16 protein-coding genes, 1 tRNA gene and 1 riboswitch are annotated in these 15,226 nt (G+C 67.8%); of the genes, 9 read left to right on the top strand and 8 right to left on the bottom strand.

What is annotated here, in order from left to right; all coding sequences use genetic code 11:
* Positions 1 to 302: 302 nt before the first annotated feature.
* Positions 303 to 403: riboswitch (TPP riboswitch) on the top strand.
* Positions 404 to 439: 36 nt separating this feature from the next.
* The 3 genes from thiB to D5084_RS14430 are packed head-to-tail and all read left to right on the top strand — an operon-like array spanning position 440 to position 3,628.
* Positions 440 to 1,423: a thiamine ABC transporter substrate binding subunit gene (gene thiB / locus D5084_RS14440; RefSeq protein ID WP_128516198.1), complete on the top strand. Its 984-nt coding sequence runs from the start codon at positions 440 to 442 to the stop codon at positions 1,421 to 1,423.
* Positions 1,399 to 2,943, top strand: a complete 1,545-nt coding sequence (locus tag D5084_RS14435; RefSeq protein WP_128516197.1) for a thiamine/thiamine pyrophosphate ABC transporter permease ThiP — start codon at positions 1,399 to 1,401, stop codon at positions 2,941 to 2,943. Before thiB ends, D5084_RS14435 begins: the two co-directional genes overlap by 25 nt.
* Positions 2,930 to 3,628, top strand: a complete 699-nt coding sequence (locus tag D5084_RS14430) for a thiamine ABC transporter ATP-binding protein (RefSeq protein WP_128516209.1) — start codon at positions 2,930 to 2,932, stop codon at positions 3,626 to 3,628. Before D5084_RS14435 ends, D5084_RS14430 begins: the two co-directional genes overlap by 14 nt.
* Before the next feature lie 48 nt (positions 3,629 to 3,676).
* Here the strand turns inward: D5084_RS14430 and D5084_RS14425 are convergent, their stop codons facing one another.
* The 5 genes from D5084_RS14425 to D5084_RS14405 all read right to left on the bottom strand — a co-directional run bounded on the left by D5084_RS14425 (position 3,677) and on the right by D5084_RS14405 (position 7,475).
* Positions 3,677 to 4,465, bottom strand: coding sequence for a cytochrome c1 (locus D5084_RS14425; RefSeq protein ID WP_128516196.1), 789 nt, complete (start codon positions 4,463 to 4,465; stop codon positions 3,677 to 3,679).
* Between the two features lie 13 nt (positions 4,466 to 4,478).
* Positions 4,479 to 5,801, bottom strand: coding sequence for a cytochrome b (petB, locus tag D5084_RS14420; protein ID WP_128516195.1), 1,323 nt, complete (start codon positions 5,799 to 5,801; stop codon positions 4,479 to 4,481).
* A gap of 11 nt (positions 5,802 to 5,812) precedes the next feature.
* Positions 5,813 to 6,385, bottom strand: coding sequence for a ubiquinol-cytochrome c reductase iron-sulfur subunit (gene petA / locus D5084_RS14415; RefSeq protein ID WP_128516194.1), 573 nt, complete (start codon positions 6,383 to 6,385; stop codon positions 5,813 to 5,815).
* 179 nt (positions 6,386 to 6,564) lie between these two features.
* Positions 6,565 to 7,173, bottom strand: a complete 609-nt coding sequence (locus D5084_RS14410) for a glutathione S-transferase (protein ID WP_128516193.1) — start codon at positions 7,171 to 7,173, stop codon at positions 6,565 to 6,567.
* The gene (locus D5084_RS14405; RefSeq protein ID WP_128516192.1) at positions 7,170 to 7,475 is read right to left on the bottom strand and encodes a hypothetical protein; all 306 of its coding nucleotides are present in this window, start codon (positions 7,473 to 7,475) and stop codon (positions 7,170 to 7,172) included. Before D5084_RS14405 ends, D5084_RS14410 begins: the two co-directional genes overlap by 4 nt.
* A gap of 245 nt (positions 7,476 to 7,720) precedes the next feature.
* Between D5084_RS14405 and D5084_RS14400 the strand changes: the two genes are divergently transcribed.
* Positions 7,721 to 7,942, top strand: coding sequence for a hypothetical protein (locus D5084_RS14400; protein ID WP_128516191.1), 222 nt, complete (start codon positions 7,721 to 7,723; stop codon positions 7,940 to 7,942).
* Between the two features lie 498 nt (positions 7,943 to 8,440).
* On the opposite strand, the gene ykgO is transcribed toward D5084_RS14400, so the two are convergent.
* Together ykgO and D5084_RS14390 are read right to left on the bottom strand one after the other, a co-directional pair.
* Entirely contained in the window at positions 8,441 to 8,566 is a 126-nt protein-coding gene (gene ykgO / locus D5084_RS14395; RefSeq protein WP_023666132.1) for a type B 50S ribosomal protein L36, read from the bottom strand.
* Positions 8,567 to 8,635: 69 nt separating this feature from the next.
* Positions 8,636 to 8,710, bottom strand: a tRNA-Val gene (locus D5084_RS14390).
* A gap of 171 nt (positions 8,711 to 8,881) precedes the next feature.
* Here D5084_RS14390 and D5084_RS14385 point away from each other — a divergent pair.
* On the top strand, positions 8,882 to 9,751 hold the full coding sequence (locus tag D5084_RS14385; protein WP_238382660.1) for an N-formylglutamate amidohydrolase: 870 nt from the start codon (positions 8,882 to 8,884) through the stop codon (positions 9,749 to 9,751).
* A 520-nt stretch (positions 9,752 to 10,271) separates the two neighbouring features.
* Here the strand turns inward: D5084_RS14385 and D5084_RS14380 are convergent.
* A complete protein-coding gene (locus D5084_RS14380) occupies positions 10,272 to 11,528 on the bottom strand; it encodes a DNA polymerase IV (RefSeq protein WP_128516190.1) in 1,257 nt (418 codons plus the stop codon).
* 112 nt (positions 11,529 to 11,640) lie between these two features.
* Between D5084_RS14380 and D5084_RS14375 the strand changes: the two genes are divergently transcribed.
* The 4 genes from D5084_RS14375 to D5084_RS14360 are packed head-to-tail and all read left to right on the top strand — an operon-like array spanning position 11,641 to position 15,189.
* Positions 11,641 to 12,741 (top strand): GSCFA domain-containing protein, encoded by a 1,101-nt coding sequence (locus D5084_RS14375; protein WP_128516189.1) that lies wholly within the window; start codon positions 11,641 to 11,643, stop codon positions 12,739 to 12,741.
* Entirely contained in the window at positions 12,734 to 13,492 is a 759-nt protein-coding gene (locus D5084_RS14370) for a hypothetical protein (RefSeq protein ID WP_128516188.1), read from the top strand. Before D5084_RS14375 ends, D5084_RS14370 begins: the two co-directional genes overlap by 8 nt.
* A 13-nt stretch (positions 13,493 to 13,505) precedes the next feature.
* Positions 13,506 to 14,252, top strand: a complete 747-nt coding sequence (locus D5084_RS14365) for a hypothetical protein (protein WP_128516187.1) — start codon at positions 13,506 to 13,508, stop codon at positions 14,250 to 14,252.
* Between the two features lie 4 nt (positions 14,253 to 14,256).
* Positions 14,257 to 15,189, top strand: coding sequence for a hypothetical protein (locus D5084_RS14360; protein WP_128516186.1), 933 nt, complete (start codon positions 14,257 to 14,259; stop codon positions 15,187 to 15,189).
* The last annotated feature ends 37 nt before the right edge of the window (positions 15,190 to 15,226 follow it).

Here is a 15,226-nt window from a genome sequence, read left to right as displayed (position 1 = left end):
GGTGTCAGCAACCAGACCCTACCGGAACATCGCCGGTGACCACCTCAGCCAGAACCTACACCAAGCTCAGGGACAGCATCGCCAGCCATGCCCCAGCCGATTCGCGCCTGGCCCAGATGGTTGGTCAGCGCCCGCTGCGGCATACGCGCATACGCATTCGCCGTGCATGGAAAACATATGCCGCGAATACGGCGTTTTCGCTGACAAGCCAAAGGGTTGACCCCGCGTCCCGCGACATTTGCGGCGCCCGCCCTCTCCGCGCCCTCTCACCCCTTGCACCCGTCCCGCTTTCCCCTATCCTCACTGTCACCTCGGGGTGCCCCTAACCGGGCTGAGACGCGCAAGCGAACCCGTCGAACCTGAACCGGATCATACCGGCGGAGGGAAGGTGCATGGGTTTCTCCATCCCCGACCATTCCGTCGCAACATGGAGAAAACGATGCAAAAACAACTCCTTGCTGCGGGCCTTCTTGCCATCGCGTCCCCCGCACTGGCCGAACCCCCCGTGCTGCAAGTGCTGACCTACGACAGCTTCATCTCCGAATGGGGCCCCGGCCCCGCCGTGGAAAAGGCCTTCGAGGCGACCTGTGCCTGCGACCTGCAATTCGTCCCCGCCGGCGACGGCGCCGCGCTCCTCGCCCGCGTCCAGCTGGAAGGCGCCGCCTCGGACGCCGATGTGGTCCTTGGTCTCGACACCAGCCTCACCGCCCAGGCCGCCGCCACGCAACTCTTTGCGCCACATGGGAAAAAACCGACCACCAACCTTCCGGTCGATGCCAGCGATCCCCTGTTCCTGCCCTTCGACTGGGGCTGGTTCGCCTTCGTCTACGACAAGACCAAGGTCACAGAGCCGCCGAAATCCTTCGAAGCTCTCGCCGCCTCCGACCTCAAGATCGTGATCCAGGACCCCCGCTCCTCCACCCCCGGCCTGGGCCTGCTCATGTGGGTGAAGGCGGCCTATGGCGACAAGGCTGCGGACATCTGGCGGGGACTTGCCGACAACATCGTCACCGTGACCCCCGGCTGGTCCGAGGCCTATGGCCTGTTCCTGCAAGGCGAGGCGGACATGGTCCTCAGCTACACCACCAGTCCGGCCTATCACCTGCTGGCGGAAGGCGATGACACAAAGGCTGCCGCCCTTTTTGACGAGGGCCACTACATGCAGATCGAGGTCGCTGGAAAACTGGCCGCGACCGATCAGCCAGACCTGGCCGATGCGTTCCTTGACTTCATGCTGACCGAGGCCTTCCAGTCCGCGATCCCGCAGACGAACTGGATGTATCCCGCGATCACACCCGCAGCGGGCCTGCCGGACGGCTTCGACAAGTTTCGCCCGACCAGATCGCTGCTTCTGACGCCCGGCGAGGCGCAAGCCGCCCGCGATGCGGCGCTGGCCGAATGGCAAGCCGCCCTCGCCCGCTGAGCCTTCTGGCCCCGGCGCTGGCGGTCCTCCTGCTGGCGCTGGTCCTCGCCCCCCTGGCAGCCGTCGGCTGGCGAGGGGCGGGGGTTTCGCTTGGCCCCGCCGACGCGGCCGCAGTCCGGTTTTCGATCGCCCAAGCCCTTCTTTCCGCGCTATTTTCCACCCTTCTCGCCATCCCCGTGGCCCGCGCTCTGGCCCGGCGACGCTTTCCGGGACGCAGCGCGCTCATCACCCTGATGGGCGCGCCCTTCCTGCTTCCCGCCGTGGTTGCCGTCCTTGGCCTTCTGGCGGTCTTCGGCCGCTCCGGCCTCCTGAATCAGGTCCTCCTCGCCCTGGGATTTCCGCCGATCTCGATCTATGGCCTGCATGGCGTCGTCCTTGCCCACATCTTCCTGAACCTTCCCCTCGCCACCCGCATGATCCTGCAAGGCTGGCTCGCCATTCCCGCCGAGCGTATCCGGTTGGCGCAGTCCCTTGGCTTTCGCCCGGCCGAGACCTTCCGCCACCTCGAAGGGCCGATGCTGCGCGAGGTATTGCCGGGGGTTGCCATGGTGATCCTGGTGATCTGCCTGACCAGCTTTGCCGTTGTCCTGACCCTGGGTGGAGGCCCCTCGGCCACGACGATCGAACTGGCCATCTATCAGGCCGTCCGCTTCGAGTTCGACCTGGCCCGCGCCGCCGGATTGGCGGGCTTGCAGCTTGCCGTCGGGGCAGTCGCGGCGCTGGTGGCCTGGGGCCTTGCCCGGCCCGCAGCCTTTGGCGCGGGGCTGGACCGCAGGCTTGACCTGTCCGCCCCCGACGGCTGGCGGCGTTGGGTCGATGTCCTTGCCCTGACCATGGCGGCGCTGTTCCTGATCCTGCCGCTGGCCGCCGTTCTGTTGCGGGGCGTGCCGGGTCTTCTGGACCTGCCCGCTGCGGTGCTGCCTGCGGCGGGGCGGTCGGTGCTGGTTGCGCTGGTGTCGACAGTGCTGGCGACGGTCGCGGCACTCACCCTCGCCCTGGCGTCTTCCCGCAGGACGCAGCCTTTGGCCGAAGCCGCGGCGACCTTGCCGCTGGCGACCTCGGGTCTTGTGCTTGGAACCGGACTTTTCCTGCTGATCCAACCCTTTGCGCCACCGATGCGGCTCGCCTTGCCCGTCACGATCCTGGTCAACGTCGCCCTGTCCTTGCCCTACCTTTACCGCATCCTTCTGCCAGAGACCCGTGCCTTGCAGGCAGGCTATGGCCGCCTGGCCGAAAGCCTCGGGTTGCAGGGCTGGTCCCGCTTGCGCTGGTTGATCCTGCCCCGGCTTGCCCGTCCGCTGGGCTTTGGCGCGGGGATCGCCGCGGCGCTGTCGATGGGGGACCTGGGCGTGATCGCGCTCTTTGCGGGCCAGCAGCAAGCCACGCTGCCGCTGGTCGTCAGTCAGCTGACCGGAGCCTACCGGATCGAGGCTGCGGCCTCGGCCGCGCTGATCCTTGTCACCCTGTCCTTCGCCCTGTTCTGGGCGTTTGATGCCGGAGGTCGCCGTGCTGCGGCTTGACCGTCTGACCTACCGGCAAGGCGACTTCCAGCTCGGCGCAGACTGGGCGGCGCCGGCAGGCAGCCGGATCGCGGTCATGGGGCCTTCGGGCGCGGGGAAGTCGACGTTTCTCTCGCTGATCGCCGGGTTTCTGAAGCCGACGGGTGGAAAGATCCTGTGGCAGGGGCAGGACCTGGCCGCCCTGCCGCCGGGCAATCGTCCGCTGACCATCCTGTTCCAGGATCAGAACCTGTTTCCGCATCTGACCGTGGCGCAGAACCTCGGTCTCGGTCTGCGCCCCGACCTGCGGCTGACCAAGGCCGATCAGGCCCGGATCGCCCGGGCGCTGGACCGCGTGGGTCTTGCCGGTCTGGACGCCCGTCGTCCGGCGCAACTCTCGGGGGGGCAGGCCAGCCGTGCCGCCCTGGCCCGCGCCCTGTTGCGTGCACGGCCGATCCTGCTTCTGGACGAGCCGTTTGCGGCGCTTGGCCCGGCCCTGCGGGACGAAATGCTGGCGCTGGTGCGGGACGTGGTCGATGACACCGGGGCGCTGGTCCTGATGGTGACGCACGACCCGGACGATGCGCTGGCGCTGGGGGGCATGATGGCCTTCGTGTCGGAAGGAATCGTCCTGCCCCCGGTCCCGACCGCCGACCTCTTTGCCGATCCGACGCCGGAAGTGCAGGCCTACCTGCGGCGCAAATGAAAAACCCCGCCACGGGGGGCGGGGCTTTCCAGAGGGTCAAGTCCCGGATCAGGCGACTTTCCTGCCCTTGATCCCGGCCCAGAGCCGCTTGTTGGTCAGGTACAGAAGCGTCGACAGCACCAGCAGGAAGATGACGCTGACAAAGCCAGCCTTCTTGCGGTCCATCAGCTTGGGCTCGGCCGTCCAGTACAGGAACGAGGCCACGTCCATCGACATCTGATCAAGCGTGGCCGGCGTGCCGTCGGCATAGGTCACCTGGTCGTCCGACAGCGGCGGGGGCATCTTGATCCAGCCGCCCGGGAAGGCGTGGTTCTCGTAGAAGGTGTTGCCGTATTCCTCTTTCTCCTCGCCGGTGTAACCAGTGAGGATGGCATGGATGTATTCCGGCCCGCCCATGCCGCGGAACAGCTGGTTGATGCCGGTGCCATAGGGCCCGTGAAAACCGGCGCGCGCCTTCGCCATCAGGGACAGGTCGGGTGCGCCGGCTGCGACGACGGCCGGGAAGTTGTCGGTCGGCAGGCCCTCGCGGTCCTCACCGGTTTCCTTGTCCGTCACGGTGAACTGCTTGGCATAGGCGCGGACCTGATCCTCCGGCAGGCCGGGGCCGCCCGCGTCGGACAGGCTGCGGATCGGGACGAACTTCAGACCGTGGCAGCCCGAGCAGACTTCGGTATAGACCTGAAGGCCGCGTTGCAGCTGGAACTGGTCGAACTTGCCGAACGGGCCTTCATGGGCGAAGGCCACGTCCTCGATATGCCCTTGCTCTCCGGCAGCAAGCGCGCTGCCGGCAGTCAGGGTCAGGGCCGATGCGGCGATGAGTGCGATATTGCGGAACATGTGTCGTTTCCTCTCACTCGGCCGGATGGGCTTGCGAGCCGTAGTGGGCATTGAAGTCTTCCTCGATCGTCGCAGGCTGGGCCAGCGGCTTTTCGATCACGCCAAGCAGCGGCAGGATCACCAGGAAGTAGGCGAACCAGTAGGCCGACGCGATCAGGCTGATCGTGGCATAGGGCTCTTCCGCGGGCATCGCGCCGCACCACATCAGCACGACGAAGTCGATGACGAGGAGGGCGAACCACCACTTGAACATCGGGCGATAGCGGCCCGACCGCACCGAGGACGTATCCAGCCAGGGCGCCAGCGCCATCACCGCGATCGCGCCGAACATCGCCAGCACGCCGAAGAACTTGGCGTCGATGATCCCGAACGAAAGCCAGTTGGCCGCGATCACGACCCAGACATCGCCGGTGAAAGCGCGCAGGATCGCGTAGAACGGCAGGAAGTACCATTCCGGCACGATATGCGCGGGCGTCGCCAGCGGGTTCGCCTCGACATAGTTGTCGGGGTGGCCCAGGTAGTTCGGCATGAAGCCGACGATGGCGAAGAACACCGCCAGGATCAGCGCCAGCGCGAAGAGGTCCTTGATGACGTAGTAGGGCCAGAACGGCACGGTATCGCGCTCGGCCTCTTCCTTCGACCCGCGGCGCACCTCGACCCCGGTGGGGTTGTTGTTGCCGGTGGTGTGGAAGGCCCAGATGTGCACGGCGACCAGCGCCGCGATCACGAAGGGCAGCAGGTAGTGCAGCGAGAAGAAGCGGTTCAGCGTGGCATTGTCCACGGCCGGGCCGCCCAGAAGCCAGGTCTGGATCGCCTCGCCGATGCCGGGGATCGCACCGAACAGGCCGGTGATGACCGTCGCACCCCAGAAGGACATCTGGCCCCAGGGCAGGACGTAACCCATGAAGGCGGTGCCCATCATCAGCAGGTAGATGATCATGCCGATGATCCACGTCACCTCGCGCGGGGCCTTGTAGCTGCCGTAGTAGAGGCCGCGGAAGATGTGCAGGTAGACGGCGAAGAAGAACAGCGAGGCGCCGTTGGCGTGCAGATAGCGCAGGAAGTAGCCACCGTTCACGTCACGCATGATGTGCTCGACCGACGCGAAGGCCTTGTCGACATGCGGCGTGTAATGCATCGCGAGGACGATGCCGGTGACGATCTGCAAGGCAAGGCAGAAGGTCAGGACGATCCCCCAGATCCACATCCAGTTCAGGTTCTTGGGCGTGGGGATCATGATGGTGTCGTAAAGCAGCCCCGCGATGGGCAGCCGCCGGTGCAGCCAGCGCTCACCTGCGGTCTTGGGCTCGTAATGATCGTGCGGGATTCCGGCCATGATGCTGATCCTTACCCAAGCTTGATGGTGGTTTCGTCAAAGAAGGCGGCAACCGGCACCGGCAGGTTGCGCGGCGCGGGCCCTTTGCGGATGCGGCCCGCCGTGTCGTAGTGCGACCCGTGGCAGGGGCAGAACCAGCCGCCGAAGTCACCCGCGCCGTCGCCCAGGGGCACGCAGCCCAGGTGAGTGCAGACACCCATCATCACCAGCCATTCGCCCGCCTCGTCCAGCGTGCGGTTCACGTCCGAAGCGTCGGCCTCGGGCTTGTTCGCGTTCTCGGCTGCGGTGTCGATCAGGTCCGTCAGCGCGGTGGCACGGGCGGCTTCGATCTCTTCAGGCGTGCGGCGGCGGATGAACACCGGCTTGCCGCGCCATTTGACCGTCAGTTGCGTTCCTACCTCGACCGCCGAGACGTCGACCAGGATCGAGGCCAGAGCGCGGGTGTCCGCCGAGGGGTTCATCTGGTTGACCAGCGGCCAGACGGCGGCGCCCGTGGCAACCACCCCGGCGCCTGCCGTTGCGTAGTACAGGAAATCCCGCCGAGTGCCTTCGCCGGTTCCTGCGTGATCGTCTGCGTGGGACACGAGATCTTCTCCCCTTTCAGGCCGGAGGCGCCGGCCCATATGGTTTGAGGGGCAATGGAAATCCATGCCCCGCCGGGCGCGTGTTTAGCCAAGGCTTACCGCCTCGTCCAGCGGACATAGTCTGCCATCGTCGCATTTGTCTGCGGCAGACTGTCCCGTGTGGCCCCTTTGACGCGGGTTCAGGCGGTCGGGAGCGTGGCCTGCAACGACGGGCGCGCGGAAAAGGCGGCGTACCAGTCGGCGAGCGCGGGGTGAATGCTGCGCCACTCCCGCTCGGCGTGGCGGAGGTCCAGATAGCCAACGGCGCAGCCGATGGCGATCTGGCCCATGTCGAGCGGGCCGGAAAGATGGCTGATCCAGCGATCCTCCAGCGCATCAAGGGCGCGGGTGATCTTCTGCCACTGGGCATCGGCCCATTCGGTGGACCGGGTTGCTGCGGGGCGGACGTGCATCTCGTACCGCATCAGAACCGCAGCCTCGCAGATGCCGTCGGCCGTCGCTTCGATGACGAGGGTATCCCAGAGCCGCGGCGAGGCGGGGTAGAGGCCCGCTTTCAGCAGGTCGTCCAGATAACGGGTGATGACCCGGCTGTCATAGAGGGTCGGGCCATCGGGCCGTTCCAGCGCCGGGATCTTGCCCAGCGGGTTGCGGTCGATGGGCAACGTGCCGGGGTCGAGCGGTGTGCCCGACGCAGGGACCAGGGTGACGCGGTCGCTGGCATTGGCCTCGTGAAGGAGGACCATCACCTTGCGCACGAAGGGAGAGGCCGGGGCGTGGTAGAGCTTCACTCGTCGCGCTCCCGCAGACGGAACCGGGCCATGAGGCCGGCGTCAAGCTCGTAGCTGCGGCCCCGGAACCGGATCACCCGGCGGACCCTGGCGGTGGCGTTGGTCTGGCGATCCTCGGCTCGGTCGGCGGGGCGGTGGAGCGTCAGGCCCTCGCCCAGGTCGTCCAGGGCATCCTCGGCCCGCTGGTCGGTGCGGCCGGGGTGGGTGGAGGACCGCACCCAGCGAGTGACGGCAAGGGTCGTCGTGGCGACGAGGCCCAGGCGCATGGCGAGGGGAAGCAGGGGGGCGAGGGGCAGGGGCATGGCGAGCTCCGGGATGGCGGGGCGACTGTAGGTCCAGGGGGGCGCCGGTGTAAACATCCCCAGGGGCTGACCACGCGTGGTCACTGCAATGGACATAATGAAATCAATATGTTACCTGTGGGCAGTCACGAAATTTTAACGCTTGTGCAAGCCCGCGGGGCGAAGGCAACCCCTTCGCCGGGTAGAGCCGGGTTTCCGCGGTTCAGGCCATCCTGCGGGGCTGCTGGCCTCTGCTTTGGGAGCTGGTGACGGGCACCGTCTTGCTCGGGTCGGTCAGACGCTGCTCCATCTGGCAGGTGGCAGCGGCGCTGTCCGCTCTTGCGCGGCCCCTGGGCGGCTTGTTCCGGTTCGGGTTCCCGACGGCCTCGATCGCGGTGACAGGGAACCGGACGGGCTGGAGCATCCGCCTCATGATGGGCATCGCGACTTCCGACATCTTCGCGCTGATCCGGCGCGCCTGGTGGTGATTCGGGTTTCGCGCCCGGCATGAGGCGCATCGACAGGCGGGCGCAGCGCGGCTTCGGGCCGGGGCTCTCCATCGCCCCGCGCAGATGGACCGCGACGTGGCTTGGGGTAGGGACCTGATCGGGACTCCGGTCCTGCGGGCCGCACGCGTCAGGCGAGATACCGGCATCGGGATCGGAGACGCCGGGCAAGGCCGGGGCGGGCAGTGCTGCCCGGGTGCAGGCAGGATTGCGGACAGGGGCAGCCTGCGGGACGGGGCGGTTGCCGTGCATGGGTGATTCCCTTGGGAGGGCACGGCCGGGCGAGGGCAAATCCCCTGGAAGGGTCTTGCAGATCCTTCCGAAAGGATTCGAGCCGCAAGGGCAGGCTGGCTTCTCGTGCGACTTCGTCTTTTCGTCGCGGGTCAGTGAAGAGCGACGCAGTGATCGACGAGCGGGCAAACGGAAAGGGCCGCCCGAGGTTTCCCTGGAGCGGCCCTGTTTCCGTCAGCTGGAAACGCCTCAGCCTTGGCGGGCCTTGTAGCGCTTTTGCGTCTTGTTGATCACGTAGACGCGGCCTTTGCGGCGCACGACCTGGCAATCGCGATGGCGCGTTTTCAGCGAGCGGAGCGAGTTGGCGACTTTCATGGTCTGCCCTCCTTCTACGCGGCGCAAGTCGCGCCTGTGTTGAACCTGTGTTCCCGAGGGAACGGCGAATGGTGGGCGGTACTGGGATCGAACCAGTGGCCACTACGATGTCAACGTAGTGCTCTACCGCTGAGCTAACCGCCCACTTGTCCTTGGCGATGGCCCCGCCCCTTTCGGTGAAACGAAAAGGACGCGGGGCGAACCGCGTCGGTCAGGGCGGGTCTATACTGACAAGCGTCGGGGGCTGCAAGGGGTTTTGGCTTTCGGAAAACTGCGGCTATATCGAAGATGTGAAGCCGGAGCATGCCACAGAGAATGCCCATGTCGCAGACCCAGACCGAGGCCTATGTCCTGACCCGCCCGGCGCGGCAGATGTCGGGGCTGATCTTCGCCTCGCCACATTCGGGGCGCGACTATTCGCCGGACTTCCTGCGGCAGGTTGCGCTGGATCGCAGCACGATCCGGTCCTCGGAGGACGCCTTTGTCGACCGGCTGTTCGACAGCGCCCCTGGCCTGGGCGCGCCGATTCTGGTGGCGCGGGCGCCGCGGGCCTTCGTCGATCTGAACCGGTCGGCGGACGAGCTGGATCCCGGCGTGATCGAGGGGATCTTCCGCGCGCCCCACAATCCGCGCATCTCCTCCGGGCTGGGGGTGATTCCCCGCGTCGTGGCCGGAGGAAGGGCGATCTACCGCGGCAAGCTGTCCCTGGCCGAGGCCGAGGCGCGGCTTGGGCGGTTCTGGCATCCCTATCATCAGGCGCTGGCGGCCCTGGTCGAGGAGACGCGGGCGCAGTTTGGCGAGGCGGTGCTGATCGACTGCCATTCGATGCCGCACGAGGCGATCGAGGCGCATACCCGGCCCGGCCAGCCGCGGCCGGAGGTCGTGCTGGGCGACCGCTATGGCGCGACGGCGGGGCGCGAGGTGATGGACCGGATCGAGGCGGCCTTTGCCGGGGCCGGGCTGCGGGTGGGGCGGAACACTCCGTTCGCCGGGGCCTATGTGGCGCAGGCTTACGGGCGGCCCTCGCGGGGGGTGCATGTGGTGCAGGTCGAGATCGACAGGGCGCTTTACATGGACGAGGTCCGGGTGGAGCCGCTGCCGGGGTTCGAGGGGTTCCGGGAGCTGATCTCGGGCGTGGTGGCCGAGCTGGTGCAGCCGCCGGGGGTGGCGCTGGCGGCGGAGTGACGCGCCGCGCGCGGCGCGGTTTTCCGGGTGAGGGATTTCAAGGGGTTGGCTGTGGGCGTTTACCGGGCGTTAGGGATTGGCGCTGCCGGGTTCCGGCGTCGTTGCGGGTTGGGGCGGTTTTGCAATTGAGCGCTGACGCGCGCGCCTTCTGTCTCGCCTCTGGCCTGCGGCCAACCGGCTCGGGATGCCTCCGGCGGGGATATTTGGGGACAGATGAAAAGGTGTCGGTCCGGACCTCAAGGGCTGGTGTGCGGCATGACAGGTTCGGGGGCGTCAGTCGGAGTGCGTTGCCCGGGTTGGGGGGTTTCGGGGTGGTCGGGTCCATGTCCTGAACCAGCCGTCGGCCCGGCCACGGGAAGCGCGGCAGACATTCCCCTTTGTCGGCGCGTCCACACGGGTGACGTCATCCGGCGACCATGAATTGTTCCGGAGGAACGGTGCGCTGTAGCGCACCCTACGAGGCCGCATCGGAGCGCGGAGGATCAGCGAGGAGCGATGCGGAACGCGAGCAAGGAGGGGATCAGCGCAGGGCGCGGCCCTTGATGATGGCTTCCGCTCCGAATCTGGCGCGGATGGCGTCGGTGGCGCGTTCGGCGGCGGCGCGTTTGCTGGCGTCGGGGTCGAGGAGGTCCTGGGAGAGGTCGGCCTGATCTTCGGGGGCGAGGTCGGAGATGCCGACGCCGATCAGGCGGAAGGGGCCGGTGGTCCCTGCGTGGTCGAAAAGGTCGCGGGCGGCGCGGTAGATGCGGTCGGTGAGTTGGGTGGGGTCCGACAGGGCGTGGCGGCGGGTGACGAGCTGGAAGTCCTTGCGTTTCAGCTTCAGCGTCACGGTGCGGCCCGAGAGGCGTTTTGCCTTGGCGCGGTCGGCGACCTGTTCGGACAGGCGCCAGATGTGGCCGTCGAGAAGGTCTGGGTCGGAGGTGTCCTCGAAGAAGGTCGTCTCTTTCGAGATCGACTTCGGTTTCTCGTCCCGGTTCACGCGGCGGGTGTCGAGGCCGCGCGCGAGGTGCCAGAGGCGGTCGCCCATGGACCCGAAGCGGGCGGTGAGGTCGGCGCGGTCCCAGCGCAAAAGGTCGGCGATGGTGCGGATGCCGGCGGATTCGAGGGCCGTTTGCGTGGCGGTGCCCACGCCCCAGATGATGCGGACGGGTTTGGGTTTGAGGAAGGACTCGGTTTCTGCCTTGCCGATGACGGAGAAGCCGCGGGGTTTGTCGAGGTCGCTGGCGATCTTGGCGAGGAACTTGTTGTGGCTGAGGCCGATGGAGCCGGTGAGGCCGAGTTCGTCCTCCATCCGTTTCGTCAGGCGGGCGAGGAGGACGGCGGGGGGCGCGCCGTGCAGGCGCTGGGTGCCGGACAGGTCGAGGAAGGCCTCGTCGAGGGAAAGGGGTTCGATGGCGGGGGTCAGCTCCTCCATCATCGCGCGGATGGCGCGGGAGGCTTCGGTGTAGGCGGGGAAGCGGGGCTTCACCACGATGGCCTCGGGGCAGAGTTTCAGGGCCTGGAACATCGGCATGGCGGAGCGGACGCCCTTGATGCGGGCGATGTAGCAGCAGGTGGAGACGACGCCCCTTTGCCCGCCGCCGACGATGACGGGCTGGTCGCGCAGGGCCGGATTGTCGCGTTTCTCGACGCTGGCGTAGAAGGCGTCGCAGTCCATGTGGGCGATGGAATGCTGCGTCAGTTCGTCATGCGCCACCATGCGCGGGGACCGGCAGGCCGGGCAGCGGGGGGTGGCCGCTTCGGTCAGGGTCAGGCAGTCGCGGCAGAGGCTGGGCATGGGGCGAGGCTACCACGGTCCTCCGGGGCTGTGGAGGGTGGCGCGGAAAGCGGTTGACCTTCCTGCAACCTCTCCGTCCTATCCTGAGCCGAGCATCAGGACCCGGTCGCGCATGACGCATCCCTATCAGACCCTGCCCGAGGACCGTTTCTGGCGGACCGCCGTCGCCGAACGCGACGCGCTGGAGATCACGGGGCTGTGGAAGCCGAAGCACGCCATTGCGCGGCGGACGCGGATCGTGACGGCGGGGTCGTGCTTTGCGCAGCATTTCTCCCGCGCGCTGCTGGCGCGGCGCTATCGCTGGCTGGATTTCGAGCCGGGGCCTGCGGGCCTGACGCCCGAGCAGCGGAAGGATTACCACTACGGGACCTTCAGCTTTCGGACCGGCAACATCTACACGCCGAAGATGCTGCTCCAGTGGCTGACCTGGGCGCTGACCGAGGCCGAGCCGCCGGGCGAGGTGTGGGAGAAGGACGGGCGGTTCTATGACCCGTTCCGGCCGGGGGTGGAGCCGGGCGGATTTGCGAGCGCGGAGGAGTTGTGGACCTCTCGCCGCGACACGCTGCGCGCGATTGCCGAGGCTGTGCGGGGGTCGCATGTCTTTGTCTTCACCATGGGGCTGACGGAAGCGTGGCAGGACAGGGCGACGGGCGTGGAATATGCGGTCTGTCCGGGGACGGTGGCGGGGCAGTTCGATGCCGGGCGCCATGTCTTCGTGAACCACGGGTTCGGGGCGCTGATGGGGGACATGACGGCGGCGCTGCGGCTGATGTTCCGGGCGAACCGGCGGCTGATCGTGCTGTTGACGGTGTCTCCGGTGCCGCTGACCGCGACGGCGTCGGGGAGCCATGTGCTGACGGCGACCAGCCATTCGAAATCGCTCTTGCGGGCGGTGGCGTCCGAGCTGGTGGCGACCCAGGCGCGGGTGGATTACTTCCCGTCCTACGAGATCATCACGCATCCGGCCTACAAGGGGCGGTTCTTTGCGCCGAACCTGCGATCGGTGCTGCCCGAAGGGGTGGATCATGTGATGGCGCAGTTCTTCCGGGATCAGGCGGCGGCCTTTGGCGGCGAGGTCGCGGTGGCGCCCGCTCCGGTGCCGGCGGTTGCGGCGGTCGAGGAGGTGCCGGAGCCCGAGTTGACCGAGGCCGAGGAATTGCGCTGCGAAGAGGAGATCCTGGCGGCCTTCGCTCCGGGTCAGCGCGATGGCTGACCTGCCCCGGCTGTGCATCTTTGGCGACAGTCACTATGCCTGCCTGAAACAGGCCGAGGTGCAGGGGCTGGTCGATGTGTCGGGCGTGGAGCTGGAGTATTGGGGCCATGTGGGCGGGCGGTTCCGGTATCTGGAGGTCCGGGACGGGGCGGTGCATCCGCTGGACGAGTTCACGGCCCGCCGTTTTGCCAAGTTCAACGCGAAGGGGCGGATGTTCCTGCCGGCGGCAGAGTTCGACGTGATCCATGTCACCGGGGCGCGGGTCTATGTCTGGCGGCTTTTCCACCAGCTGTTGCGGGGGATGGCGCAGGGGCCGTTCCTGAGTTCGGGCCTTGTGCGGCGCATCCTGACCGACGGGCTGCGGGGACAGGCGGGCTATCGGCTGGCGGCGGGGCTGGCGGCGACGGGGACGGCGCGGGTGCTGCTGTCTCCTGTCGCGTATTACACCGCCGACCCGGACCGCTTTGCCGATGTGCTGGCTCCGGCGATCCCTGAGCTGATCCGCGAGCGGGTGCCCCGGTTCTGGGCGATCCTGGAAGAGGTGGCGGCAGAGGATGGCATCCAGCTGTTGCGCCAGCCGGAGGAGACGGTGACGGCGGGGCTGTTCACCGACCCGGCCTATGCGGTGGAGGGTCATGTCGAGAAGCGGGATTTCGAGCATCGCAACGCGGCCTATGGCGCGCTGATCCTGGACCGCGCGGTGCGGATGGCGCGACAGGGTTGCGGCAGTCCCGTGCGGTCGGCAGAATAGGGAGGGAGGTCCGATGCTTCAGATCGCTGCGAACCTGCCGCCCGGCGCGTTGATCGGGGGCGATGACCGTCTGCTGGCCGAGGCGGTCCTGCGCACGGGCGGCGCGCGCTTTGTCGCGCGGGAGGCGGATATCGTCTGGACCAACGGCAGCATCACCGGCTGGCGGGAACAGCATGGGGCGGTCGAGGCGGTGGCAGCCGGGCCGAACAGCGGCAACAGCCGGTTCCAGGCCGGGCCGCCGGGGGCTCTGGTCTGTCAGGACGGGGTGAACTGCGGGTTTACGCTGCCGGGCTTTGCGCCCGAGGTCGAGGCCTTCACCGTGGCGGTTGTCTACCGGTCGGAGGGGGCGGCGCGGACGCTGGCTTCCGTCTTTACCGGGCAGTCGAACAACATGATCTTCCTGTCGGAGGGCGACGGGATGCTGCTGGCGAAAGACCGGCAGAATTCGGTCGAGGTGTCCTTGCCGGTGGCGGCGGGGCGGCAGGTCAAGGTGGCGGCTCTGGGGTTCGATGGCCGGTCGCTGCGGCTGGCGCTGGGCGACCGGCGGGCCGAGGCGAGCGGGGTCATTCCCGGGATGGACCATCCGGCGGATTTCTTCATCGGCTGCCGGTCGAACCGGGCGGGGCTGGCCAAGACGCTGGGCGGGTCGCTGCTGCACGAGGTGCTGTTCTGGCCGGACCGCTGTCTTCTGGCCTCGACCGACCCCGAGGACCGGGACGTGCTGGCCACGCTGAATGCCCATGTCCGCTGGACCTACTGAGGCCGTGGAGGACGCAGCACCCGCGCTGGATGTGCCGCCCGAGATGGGGCTGGACGAGGGCGCAAGGGCGCGGCGGTTCCTGATCCGGGGGGACCATGCCTCGCTGTGGTTCGAGGGTGCGGGGGACGCGCTGGTGGTGTCCTTCGACAACCTGGCGACCATCGACGAGGGCTGGCCGCGCGGACCCTGGGCCTGGAAACGGCTGGAGCCGCTGGGCCATTCGGTGCTGGGGGTGCAGAGCCATGCCAAGGACTGGTTCCGGCAGCCGACGGCTCCGGCGCTGCTGCGCGGTCTGGAACAGCGGGGGTTCTTCCGGCGATTCCGGCGCGTGCTGCTGACCGGCGCGTCGATGGGCGGGTTCGGGGCGCTGAACTTCGCGCCCTTGATCCCCGAGGCGCGGGTGCTGGCGTTTTCGCCGCAATCGACGATGAACAAGGTGATCGCGCCCTTCGAGCAGCGGTTTCCCTTTGCCGTGCGCAAGTCGAACTGGGAGGGGATGCCGTTCCTCGATGCGGCGGCGGCGGTGCCCTACATCCGGCGGGCGGTGGTGGTCTATGATCCCTTCGTGCCCGAGGACCGCGCCCATGCCGCGCGGCTGGCGGGGCCGAACGTGCAGCTGGTCCGGGTGCCCTTCACCACGCACGAAGCGATCCGGGTGATCCTGAAATCGGGGACCTTTCCGATCCTGATCAACCGGATGGTCGAGGCGGACGAGATCGGGGAAGAGTTCTGGGCCGCCTATCGCGCGCGGCGCAGCGTGACCAAATGGCAACGCGCGCTGCTGGCGGCGGCGGCGAACCGGGGGCGGCACGGCCTGGTGATGCGTGCGGCGGACGGGTTGCTGCGGCTGGGCGCGGACCTGCCGGACGAGGAGAAGGTCTTCATCCGCCGGGCGCGACGGGCAGCCGTCAACGCGCTGAAAGCGGGTTCGGGGTAACGCTCGACGAGGCTCTAGGCCCCGGCTTTCCGCTCAT

It is taken from the genome of Tabrizicola thermarum (assembly GCF_003574395.1).
In the GTDB taxonomy this organism is placed as follows: domain Bacteria; phylum Pseudomonadota; class Alphaproteobacteria; order Rhodobacterales; family Rhodobacteraceae; genus Tabrizicola; species Tabrizicola thermarum.
The sequence above is the reverse complement of the archived record's forward strand: the minus strand, read 5'-3'. Positions and strand labels throughout refer to the sequence as shown.

Bases quoted from the DNA above. Each gene is read 5' to 3' on its own strand.
- thiB (WP_128516198.1), top strand. From the start codon at position 440: ATGCAAAAACAACTCCTTGCTGCGGGCCTTCTTGCCATCGCGTCCCCC.
- D5084_RS14435 (WP_128516197.1), top strand. From the start codon at position 1,399: ATGGCAAGCCGCCCTCGCCCGCTGAGCCTTCTGGCCCCGGCGCTGGCG.
- D5084_RS14425 (WP_128516196.1), bottom strand. From the start codon at position 4,465: ATGTTCCGCAATATCGCACTCATCGCCGCATCGGCCCTGACCCTGACT.
- petB (WP_128516195.1), bottom strand. From the start codon at position 5,801: ATGGCCGGAATCCCGCACGATCATTACGAGCCCAAGACCGCAGGTGAG.
- D5084_RS14405 (WP_128516192.1), bottom strand. From the start codon at position 7,475: ATGCCCCTGCCCCTCGCCCCCCTGCTTCCCCTCGCCATGCGCCTGGGC.
- ykgO (WP_023666132.1), bottom strand. From the start codon at position 8,566: ATGAAAGTCGCCAACTCGCTCCGCTCGCTGAAAACGCGCCATCGCGAT.
- D5084_RS14385 (WP_238382660.1), top strand. From the start codon at position 8,882: ATGCCCATGTCGCAGACCCAGACCGAGGCCTATGTCCTGACCCGCCCG.
- D5084_RS14380 (WP_128516190.1), bottom strand. From the start codon at position 11,528: ATGCCCAGCCTCTGCCGCGACTGCCTGACCCTGACCGAAGCGGCCACC.
- D5084_RS14375 (WP_128516189.1), top strand. From the start codon at position 11,641: ATGACGCATCCCTATCAGACCCTGCCCGAGGACCGTTTCTGGCGGACC.
- D5084_RS14370 (WP_128516188.1), top strand. From the start codon at position 12,734: ATGGCTGACCTGCCCCGGCTGTGCATCTTTGGCGACAGTCACTATGCC.
- D5084_RS14365 (WP_128516187.1), top strand. From the start codon at position 13,506: ATGCTTCAGATCGCTGCGAACCTGCCGCCCGGCGCGTTGATCGGGGGC.